An 11,355-nucleotide genomic window follows, 5' to 3' on the forward strand; every position below is an offset into this window, starting at 1 on the left:
ATTTCAAAAAGTAGGCTTAAAGCCTTGTACTATAAGGCTTTAAGCTACTTTTTAGCAACAATTTTGTCTATTATGCCTTTATTTTTTACAAAAGAAGGAAGAAAAAATGACAGAGATATCAAAGCAACAAGTCCTTGATGGTTTTAAATTTAGAACTGCAACACGTAGTTATGATCCAAGTCGCCAAGTTTCTCGTGAAGATATGCAATATATTCTAGAACTTGCACGCCTTTCACCAAGCTCTGTTGGGTCGGAACCATGGCAATTTCTAGTCATTCAAAAACCTGAGATTCGTCAAAAACTCAAGCCTGTGAGCTGGGGGATGGCAACGCATGTTGATGATGCAAGTTATCTTGTGGTGATTTTGGCAAAGAAAAATGCTCGCTATGATTCTGATTTCTTCCGTATCTCTTTGGAAAAACGGGGGTTAACCGAAGAGCAAATGAACCGAGCTTTAGCACTTTATAAGAAGTTCCAACTAGAAGATATGCCTATTGCAGAAAGTGAAAAAGCACTCTTTGATTGGACAAGTAAGCAAACTTACATTGCGTTAGCAAATATGATGACAGGTGCGGCGTTGGTTGGCATTGATAGCTGCCCTGTGGAAGGATTTAATTATGCTGAAGTCAATCGTATTTTGAGTGACGAAGGATTGTTTGATCCTAACGAATGGGGTGTATCTGTGATGGTGACGTTTGGCTACCGAGCGAAAGAGATAAAAGCAAAATACCGTAAACCGATGGAAGAGATTGTCACTTGGGTTGAATAGCCTAAAGAATATCTTGTTACATTGCAGAATAAAGATGTGATGGATTGAGCATGATCAAAAAAATGCGAGATTCTATAAGAATTGCTTTTTCTTCAATCTATTTTCATAGACTTCTTTATCTGTTTTTTACTATATTGTTTATTAATGTAATCCATATATGAGGAATGTAAAATGAAAGGTATTACTAAACTTAGTTTAACTTTATTAGCTGGTATTGTTTTAACTGCTTGTGGAGGTAGTGGTGGCGGTAGTAGCAGTAATAGTGCCAGTTCGGTTCAACCAATAGATACTTCGTCTTCTACAGCAACTTCTAATAACTCTACGAGTTCGCCATCAAATACAACTTCTAGCAATTCTACAAATTCAGCTACTACAGTTTCAAATAGTACAGGCGGTACTTATGTATTTTCTGGCATAGACGACAACGTAACTACAACTTATAAAGTATTGAATGATGCTTCTGATTTAAATTTTATCGTCGTTGATGGTCAAAAAATTAGAGTAGCATATTCAAATATCACATCAGGCTCTTGGACAACGATAAATAATACTTCAGTATGTTGTGGAAAATTCACTGATGTTCGCTTTGGTGCAATTGGAAGTACGGGACCAAATGAAAAAGACTATATTTTCTATAATGGTAATCCAACCCAATCTGTTCCAACATCAGGTTCTGCAACTTATACAGGACATTTTATTATCACAGGTAATCACCCTGTCGCTTTTGAAGATGAAGATTATTTGAAAGGGAATGTAAATTTTACGGCTAATTTCAGTGCTAAAACATTAGCCGGAAATTTAACCGATGTAGCTGGTTTAAACCCAATTTCAGTTAATACACAAATTAGTGGTAATAGTTTTACTGGCGAAGCAAATTCATCTGACTTTGCCACAAAAGCTGTAGTTGAAGGTAAATTCTTTGGTGAGAATGCTAAAGAGCTAGGTGGTATCTTCAAAGATAACGGAAGCACTTGGGGCGGAGCATTCGGCGCATCTAAACAATAATTCCTTTATACAAGCGGTCAGATTCTAGTATTTCTTTGCAAAAGAAATTACTTAATCAACCGCTTGTTTCTTTCTAACTCTCCCAATATTTTTATTAAAAATTTTCATAATAAATGTGAAAATTATGAAGTTGCATAATGCTCTCATTTTATAGATGATATGAGCCAGCCATTTAGACGGCTAAACGTCTAAATACCGATTGACTAATTTATAAAAGATACAGGAGAACATTATGACAACATTCCACATTCTCGGCTTTCCACGTGTTGGGGCGAAACGTGAACTAAAATTTGCGCAAGAGCGTTACTGGCGTGGCGACATTGCGGAGCAAGATTTATTAGATTTAGCCAAAGCATTGCGTGAGAAAAACTGGCAACATCAAGCGGCGGCAAATGCGGATTTCGTGGCGGTGGGCGATTTTACTTTTTACGATCACATTTTAGATCTGCAAGTCGCAACAGGTGCGATCCCTGCTCGTTTTGGTTTCGATAGCCAAAACCTCACGCTCGATCAATACTTCCAACTCGCTCGTGGTAACAAAGAACAGTTCGCCATTGAGATGACCAAATGGCTTGATACCAACTATCACTACCTTGTGCCAGAGTTCCAAAAAACCACCGAATTTAAAGCCAACCCAACCCATTATGTGAACCAAATCCGTGAAGCGAAAGCACTGGGTTTGACGGTTAAACCTGTGATTGTCGGTCCTTTGACTTTCCTTTGGTTAGGTAAAGAGAAAGGCGAAGCCTTTAACCGTTTTGAATTGCTCAACAAATTAGTACCCGTTTATCGTGACATTTTGACCGCACTTGTGGCAGAAGGCGTGGAGTGGATCCAAATTGATGAACCAGCCCTTGCCTTAGATTTACCTGCGGAATGGGTAGATGCCTATAAAGCGGTTTATGCGGAATTAAGTCAAGTCAATGCGAAATTGCTACTCGCAACCTATTTCGGCTCGGTGGCAGAACACGCTGATTTATTGAAAAACTTAGCGGTGGACGGTTTGCATTTGGATTTAGTGCGTTCGCCTGAACAGCTTGCAACCTTTACCGATTACGACAAAGTATTGTCCGCTGGCGTGATTGACGGGCGTAACATTTGGCGAGCGAATTTAAATCAAGTGTTGGACGTGCTTGAGCCGTTAAAAACTAAATTTGGCGAACGTTTATGGATTGCCCCAAGCTGTTCATTGTTGCATACGCCGTATGATTTGGCGGTGGAAACGCAACTCAAAGAGAAAAATCCTGCCCTTTATAGCTGGCTTGCCTTTACCTTGCAGAAAGTGGACGAGTTGTCTGTGTTAAAAACCGCATTGGAGCAAGGTCGTACAGCCGTACAAGCGGAATTGAACGCTAGCCAAGAAGCTGCGGACGCACGAGCCAATTCAACAGAAATTCATCGTCCTGAAGTCGCAGAGCGTTTGGCGAACTTGCCTGAAGGGGCAGATCGTCGCAAATCGCCGTTCGCCGAGCGTATTGCGAAGCAAAATGCGTGGCTAAACTTACCGCTTTTACCGACAACGAACATCGGCTCTTTCCCACAAACCAGCGAAATCCGTCACGCTCGTGCCAGCTTCAAAAAAGGCGAGTTGAGCCTTGCGGATTATGAAGCGGCGATGAAAAAAGAGATCGAATATGTGGTTCGCCGTCAGGAAGAGTTGGACTTAGACGTATTGGTGCACGGCGAAGCGGAACGTAACGATATGGTGGAATATTTCGGCGAATTGTTGGACGGCTTTGCGTTTACCAAATTCGGCTGGGTGCAAAGTTACGGCTCACGTTGCGTGAAACCGCCAGTGATTTACGGCGATGTGGTTCGCCCTGAACCGATGACGGTACGTTGGTCACAGTATGCACAAAGTCTTACCAACAAAGTGATGAAGGGAATGCTCACAGGGCCTGTGACGATTTTACAATGGTCGTTTGTGCGTAACGATATTCCACGTTCAACGGTGTGCAAACAGATCGGCGTGGCGTTGTCGGACGAAGTGTTGGACTTAGAAGCGGCAGGGATTAAGGTGATCCAAATTGACGAGCCTGCAATCCGTGAAGGCTTGCCACTCAAGCGGGCAGATTGGGACGCTTATTTGCAATGGGCAGGAGAAGCCTTCCGCTTAAGCTATATGGGCGTGCAAGACGACACCCAAATCCACACCCATATGTGCTATTCCGAGTTCAACGACATCTTGCCGGCCATTGCCGGCTTAGATGCGGACGTGATTACCATTGAAACGTCCCGTTCCGATATGGAATTGCTCACCGCCTTTGCGGATTTCAAATACCCGAACGACATCGGCCCAGGCGTGTACGACATTCACAGCCCGCGCGTGCCAAAAGCGGACGAAATCGAACACTTACTGCGTAAAGCGTTGAAAGTGGTACCAAAAGAGCGTTTATGGGTAAACCCAGACTGTGGATTGAAAACCCGTGGTTGGAAAGAGACCATTGAGCAGTTGCAGGTGATGGTGGAAGTCACTAAAAAACTACGTAACGAAATTGCGTAAATAATTATTCTAACATTCCTAAAAATTTCACCGCACTTTTCTTCCCCCAGCTTTATAGGCTGTAAAGTGCGGTGTTTTTTTAACGGATTTTTAAACGTTGCTCACCAAATAACGATTTCACCACATCTTGATGGCTAATGGCGATGCAAAGGCTTTCGGCGAGTTCTTGGCGTAGAAGCGTCATTAATGCGTGGGCGGAAACATCGTCTAATTGGTTTGTTGCTTCGTCTAAAAAGAGCATTTGCGGACGATGTAATAAGGCTCTTGCAAGGCTGATACGCTGTTGTTCGCCACCTGAAAGTTGCTTTTGCCACTCTCGACTTTCATCAAGAAAATCGGTTAAATGGGCTAACCCGACTTGGTTGAGCAGCTGTTGTAATCGAGCGTTATCTTGTTCAGGAGTATTCGGATAACTTAATACCGCACGTAAACTGTCTTCCGCTAAATAAGGTTTCTGCGGTAAAAACAATACGGAACGAGCCTGTAGTTGAATATCGCCTTGATAATATTGCCATAAACCCGCCAAGGTTCTCAGTAGCGTTGATTTGCCAATCCCGCTTTTCCCTTCCAGTAAAACCCAATCGCAAGCGGTCAAATTAAGCGAAAAATTTGCAAATAACGGCTTGCCTTGTGGCGTTTGGACGCAAAGATTTTCCACTTTGAGCGAAGGTTGCTCTCCTTGATAAATCGTTGGTTGGCTTTGTTGCTCTGTTTGTTGTAACGCCTGTTGGAACTGGTGCAAACGTTTAATGACCGCTGCCCATTCAATCAAGCGTTTATAGTAATCCATAAACCAACCGAAACCGTCTTGTACGTTGGAAAAAGCACTACGAGCCTGCATCATATCGCCAAAGGTCATTGTGCGAGCAAGGTACATCGGCAAGGTGGCGAAAATCGGGATAAACATACTCAAGCGTAAATAGCTGGCGGAAAAAGTTTCCACTTTCATCTCACGTTTAATTAGCTCAAACCAGTTCTGCTTGATGGCTTGAAAGCGGTGAGATAAGCGAGAAATTTCCTGTTTTTCACCGTGATAAAAGGCGATTTGTTCCGAATTGTCGCGAACACGCAATAAAGTGGCACGATAATCTGCTTCTTTGTGCTGGCGTTCAATGTTGAGATCTTGCAATTTATGTCCGATAAAGTGTATAAAAAGCGTACAAAGCAGCGAGTAAATCAACGCGACCCAAACCAAATAGCCGTGAATCGTCCAAGTTGTTCCTGCCAATTCAATGGTTTGTACGCCCGAAAGTTGCCATAAAATCGTCACAAAAGCCCCGAGTTTTGCGATGTTCATCACAAAATACTTAAAAAGATCGATACTCTGTTCTGCAAGCAACGCACAGTCTTCGGCGATACGTTGATCAGGGTTATCCAGTGCGGTTAAAAAAGTCAGACGATAATGGTTGTGTTGATGAAGCCACTGTTGCTGGAATTGTTGAGTCAAATGCTCTCGCCAACGGAAAATCAATAATTTACGTAACGCATTGCCCAACACAATAAACGCCACAATTAAGCCAATATAGCCTAAATAGCTCAAAACCAGTTGCGGCATTACGCTGCCGTTAAATTCGGCTAAGGCATCATAAAATAGTTTATTCCACTCGGTGATCCAGACGCTGACTCGAATAATCAACAAGGCAAAACCGAGCATGGTGAGTAACAGCAACCATTCAAACCATTGCTGACGGCGAAACCAAAAAGGGGAGGCGAGTTGCCCAAAATAGCGAAGTGTTTTCATTTTTGCAAAAAAGCGAAAGGAACAGACCGCTTGCAAGCGGTCTGTTCCGTTAGGAAATTGACGAATTAAATTTTCCAGTCTAGGTTAAAGACAACAGTGCGTTCTTGACCGTAGAAGTTATTTGCTCCTAAGACTCTGACACGGTTATTTTCGTAGTATTTTTTATCAGTTAAGTTTTTACCGATAACACTCAAGGCAACATTTTTGCTTACTTGATAACGGATATTGGCATCCCAAATCGCATAGCCACCTTGTTTCACCGAATATAAACTTTCCGTTTCACTTTGCATCATTACCCCTGCACCAATTGACCATTTTTTGTTATCAAATGGCAAGTTGTAATCCGAATAGAGACGGAACATATGCTTCGGTGTGTGTTTGCTGAAGTTTGTGCCAGCAAGGTAACGAGAGCTTTCTGTTTCTAAATATTTACTTTGGTTAAAAGTATAGCCTGCCATGAGTTGCCAGTCTTCCGTGATGTTACCTGAAATTTCGATATCCACACCACGGCTGCGTACTTCGCCTAATGTACCGTAATAGCCATCACCCTTATAGCTAGCGTCTTCAATAAACACAGGGCGATTTTTTTGGTTAATTTGGAAGAGGGCGATTGAGGCGTTCAATTTGCCGTCTTGCCATTCGCCTTTCCAGCCGATTTCTTGGTTATTGCCTAATACAGGATCAATCACTTTACCATCACGCCCTAGTCCGCTATTTGGTTTGAAAATTGACGTATAACTTACATAAAGGCTGTTGTTGGCATTGATATCATAAGTCATACCAAAATAAGGCACAAAACGGCTACGTTTTAAGTGTGAATGTTCATCGGCATCAGTATCAACTTTATTATTAAACCAATCATAATTAGTATTACCGATACGTTTCCATTGGGTATAACGTGTGCCAGCTAAGAGATGTAAATCATCTAGTAGGTTGAAACGTGTCCCGAATGATACCGCATTGGTGTAAATTGTGCGGTCATAGAAGGTTTGGTCGTTGTAATCCGTGTTCCAATTTGGCTCGGCAATTTCTGAACCGGTGAAAGTAAATGGATCAAAGGCGGTACTATTTCTGACACGTCTCCAGCGTGAGTCATTTTCTTCTCGGTTATAGGTATAGCCTAAGAAAAGATCGTGTTTGCGACCCAATAAGCTGTATTTGCCGGTTAAGTTACTTTGGAAAGCGATTTGATCGCCAGTGTTGTCATAACGTTGTAAATTGTTGGTGTTGATGGTATTGCCACGCACTAAACCTGTGTAGCTTGTGCCTGCATTTGCCACAAAACCAAATTGATCGGTGTTATAACTTTTGGTGTAACTCACTTTGTTATTGAGCTTCCAATCATCATTAAAGAAAGTTTCAAACTCGGCAAAGAGATTGAACTTTCTGCTTTTCTCACGGTTCCAGTTAAAGCCTAAATAAGTATCACGATCTAAACCACTCTCGCTACCATTTACCCCCATTGGCACGCCATAAACATTCGGCGTAGTGTGGGTATTTTGATATAAACCACCAATCGTTAATTGGCTGTTTGACCCAACTTCCATATCTACTACACCGTAAATTAAGCGTTTGCTGTTATCGGACGGTAAGTTTACTGCGGTTGGATCATTTTCTAATACTGAGACTAAACGCCCACGTACGCCAGCTCCGATTGTGCCGGAAACATCTGCCATGGTGCGAGCTTTGCCGTTGGTATCAAATAAGAAGTTGCCGTTGGCTTGAAATTCTGATGTTGGACGTTTGCGTACCGCATTGATTGTACCACCAGGTTCGCCATTGGCTTGAGTTAAACCTGTTGCACCACGCACCACTTCAATGTGGTCGTACACGGCTAAATCCGTCATACTTTGCGGATCACGGAAAAGATTAGCATTTGAACCGCGCACGGTGCTAGAAATGCCGTCTTCTTCGATTTGGTCAATATAGAAACCGCGAGATTGATAGCGATAGTAACCTGCATCAGAGATCACGTTAATCCCTGTTGTCGTTTTCAACGCATCTTCCATATTATGAACTGAGCGTTGATCTAAATGAGCCTTTGTTACAACACTTACTGACTGCGGCGTTTCTTTTGGAGAAAGCACTAAACCTGTGGTGGTGGACATGGCAGAAGCAGTAAGAGATTTGCTGTGCTCGCTTAAGGTATTACCGCTTGTTGCTGCGACTTCAACTGTACTTAAATCAGTTGTGTCTGTATTCGTTTCAGCCATAGCTGAAGATGCAACGAGAGTTGCAAGAATAGAAAGTTTAAGAGCTGTTGTTTGCATAAAAGTTCCCTAAATAATAAAAATTATCATAAATGCTAAAGTATTTGATAATTATTTTCAATAATGAAATATATTGTATTTAGGATATTTACAGTTCTTAAAAATTAAGTTTTTATGTAATTTTTTGTCAGTGGTGTTATCAACATCATATCCTGATTACAGAAGATAAAATACATCTACTTAGGCGAAAAGATACGTGTAAAAATTTTAATTGGGAGAGAATAAGTAATAGGATGTTAGAAAATGTAGCAAAGAAACTACGCACAGAATTAGCATAATTGCTATATTAGAAAGCCCACAGTTCGTGGGCTTTTTGACTATTTCCCTTTGACTTCAATAATCATCACTTCTGATTGTGAGCCTAATCGCATTGGGATTCCCCAAAAGCCATAGCCTGATGTCACGAAGAAGTGTCCATTACCGATTTTTTCATAGCCATAATCTAAACGATAAATGACAGAGGTAATTAAATTTGCAGGAAAAATTTGTCCTTTATGAGCGTGACCTGAAACTTGAATGTCGATCGGTAATTTTGAATGCGCTTCAATTTGTGTTGGGCGATGATCAAGTAAGAAAACAGGTAAATTGGTATCCACCTTTTTTAGCAATTCTTCAGTCGCTGGGCGTGTTTTGACTAACTCATCATTACGACCAATAATTGCAAATTTTCCGTCTAAAGTGACCGCTTGATCCCATAAAACATGAATTCCTGCTTTGGTTAATTCGTTATAAATTGCTTTTTCTGCACCAAAAAGATCATGATTACCCATTGTGGCATAAACGCCGAGTGGGGCTTTTAATTTTTCTAAATGTGGTTGCATATTTTCAGCTAAATAAGCGTCCACATTGTCGTCCATAATATCGCCAGGCAGTAGAATAAGATCGACTTTTTCTCTATCAAAAATGTCAGCCAAATTATCTAATTGTTTGCCACCAAAAAGTTTTCCAAGATGTAAATCGCTTGCCATACCAATTTTTATGGGCTTCTCAAGTGGTTTGTCTAACGTCACCTGATAATGTTCAACTTTAGGAACATAAGCATTATATAAAGTAAATCCAATCAAACCGAATAAAGCGGGAAGATAAGCAATTCTGAGCCATTGTTGTAGTTTGGTTGGTTCAACCGCACGCTTAAATAGGGTGTAAACAACGATACAAGCAAAACGAATGAAAAAGATAAATAACAATAATGCCAACATTAAGGCAATAATTCGGAAACTCTGTAGCGTACGTGTGACATGTAAGATAACAAGTGTATTTGCTACAATATAGCTTGAAACCATCACGATTTTACGGCTTTTAGGCGATAAGTTAAAAAGCCAACTGACTGTGCGTGAGAAGTTAAACAGTAAAAACTGTAATGTGAGAATGGCGATTGCCGTCGTGATGTAATAACGATATTCCAAAATACTTTCCTCTTAAGTAAAAAAAGCCCAACCAAATGGCTGGGCTTAGAGTATAGCAAATACAAATGTAAGGAGAAAATAAAGTCTTAAATTAGTTATTTCGCTAATTTTTGACGGATTGCATTTGCTAATTCGGTGCTGACTTTTTCAAAGTGAGCCATTTGTTTTTCTACGATCTCAGGTACGGTTACGCCTGATAAACCTGCTGCAAAGTTACCTGCTAAGCGGTCTTTTTCTTCCGCTGTGAACAAGTTATAAAGTGCAGCTGGTTGTGAGTAATAATCTTCATCATATTCACGGAAGTTGAAGTGTGCTGCTTCACGCTCAATTTGTAATGGCACTTGATCGTGGGTTGGTACGTAAGTGTCAAAACGGTTTGGTGCGTAGTTCGGGTGGTTGCCACCATTTGCATCAACACGCATTGCACCATCACGATGTGTCGTGTGGTATGGGCATTTTGGTGCGTTTACAGGGATTTGGTGGTGGTTCACACCTAAACGGTAACGCTGTGCATCTTGGTAAGAGAACAGACGACCCTGTAACATACGGTCTGGTGAGAAACCAATTCCTGGAACGATGTTAGACGGTGCGAATGCCGCTTGCTCAACTTCTGCAAAGTAGTTTTGTGGGTTGCGGTTCAACTCTAATACGCCCACTTCGATCACTGGGTAATCAGCGTGTGGCCATACTTTTGTTAAGTCAAAGGCATAGTTATGTTTATGAGCATCTGCTTCTGGCATAATTTGCACTTGAACTGTCCAACGTGGGAACTCGCCACGTTCGATTGCTTCGTATAAATCTTGTTGGCTAGATTCACGGTTTTCACCCACTACTTTCGCCGCTTCTTCGTTTGTGAAGAATTTATGGCCTTGTTGTGTTTTGAAGTGGAATTTCACCCAGAAACGCTCGTTGTCTGCGTTTACAAAGCTATAAGTGTGGCTGCCGTAACCGTTCATATGACGTAAAGTCGCTGGGATACCACGATCTGAGAACAATGTCATAATTTGGTGCATTGATTCAGGGTGACGTGACCAGAAGTCCCACGCAGCGTTTGCATCACGCAAGTTGGTTTGCGGATTACGTTTTTGAGTGTGAATGAAATCTGGGAATTTTAACGGATCACGGATAAAGAACACTGGGGTGTTGTTACCCACTAAGTCCCAGTTACCTTGTTCCGTATAGAATTTTAATGAGAAACCACGTACATCACGCTCTGCATCGGCAGCCCCACGCTCGCCTGCTACAGTTGAAAAACGTAATAATACTTCAGTTTGTGCACCTGGTTTGAATACCGCTGCTTTGGTGTATTTGGTAATGTCTGCTGTGACAGTGAAAGTACCGTACGCCGCAGAACCTTTAGCGTGAACCACACGCTCAGGAATACGCTCACGAGCAAAGTGAGCAAGTTTCTCTTGGAACCACACATCTTGTAAAAGAAGTGGACCGCGTGGACCTGCAGACATTGTGTTATCGTTATCTACAACAGGTGCACCTGCTGCGTTAGTCAAGGTTTTAGAACCGTGATCAAATGGACATTTAGACATAAAAAATTTCCTTCAAAAATAATTAATAGGTTAGGTTTTCTAAATGGATTATTATTGATAGGAAGAATTTTGTAAAACTATTGAATTGATATAAAAATACTATTGATATTTTGATAT

The 11,355-nt window shown here is 41.5% G+C and carries 7 protein-coding genes; 3 read left to right on the forward strand and 4 right to left on the reverse strand.

The features are described from left to right. Positions 1-106: 106 nt before the first annotated feature. The 3 genes from C5N92_RS09155 to metE all read left to right on the forward strand — a co-directional run bounded on the left by C5N92_RS09155 (position 107) and on the right by metE (position 4,277). Positions 107-769 (forward strand): NAD(P)H-dependent oxidoreductase, encoded by a 663-nt coding sequence (locus tag C5N92_RS09155; RefSeq protein WP_111750553.1) that lies wholly within the window; start codon positions 107-109, stop codon positions 767-769. 171 nt (positions 770-940) lie between these two features. Further along, complete coding sequence (locus C5N92_RS09160) at positions 941-1,774, forward strand: Slam-dependent surface lipoprotein (RefSeq protein WP_111750554.1); 834 nt, start codon at positions 941-943, stop codon at positions 1,772-1,774. A 232-nt stretch (positions 1,775-2,006) separates the two neighbouring features. Further along, positions 2,007-4,277, forward strand: coding sequence for a 5-methyltetrahydropteroyltriglutamate--homocysteine S-methyltransferase (metE, locus tag C5N92_RS09165; RefSeq protein ID WP_111750555.1), 2,271 nt, complete (start codon positions 2,007-2,009; stop codon positions 4,275-4,277). A 79-nt stretch (positions 4,278-4,356) separates the two neighbouring features. Here metE and C5N92_RS09170 read toward each other — a convergent pair whose 3' ends face one another. The 4 genes from C5N92_RS09170 to C5N92_RS09185 form a co-directional block, all read right to left on the reverse strand. Beyond that, entirely contained in the window at positions 4,357-6,018 is a 1,662-nt protein-coding gene (locus C5N92_RS09170) for an ABC transporter ATP-binding protein/permease (RefSeq protein ID WP_111750703.1), read from the reverse strand. 65 nt (positions 6,019-6,083) lie between these two features. Then, a complete protein-coding gene (locus tag C5N92_RS09175; RefSeq protein WP_111750556.1) occupies positions 6,084-8,288 on the reverse strand; it encodes a TonB-dependent siderophore receptor in 2,205 nt (734 codons plus the stop codon). 317 nt (positions 8,289-8,605) lie between these two features. Then, positions 8,606-9,694, reverse strand: coding sequence for a metallophosphoesterase (locus C5N92_RS09180; protein ID WP_111750557.1), 1,089 nt, complete (start codon positions 9,692-9,694; stop codon positions 8,606-8,608). Positions 9,695-9,789: 95 nt separating this feature from the next. Then, positions 9,790-11,238, reverse strand: a complete 1,449-nt coding sequence (locus C5N92_RS09185; protein WP_111750558.1) for a catalase — start codon at positions 11,236-11,238, stop codon at positions 9,790-9,792. Between the last annotated feature and the right edge of the window lie 117 nt (positions 11,239-11,355).

The sequence above is a fragment of the Glaesserella australis genome, from assembly GCF_003260095.1.
Lineage (GTDB): Bacteria > Pseudomonadota > Gammaproteobacteria > Enterobacterales > Pasteurellaceae > Glaesserella > Glaesserella australis.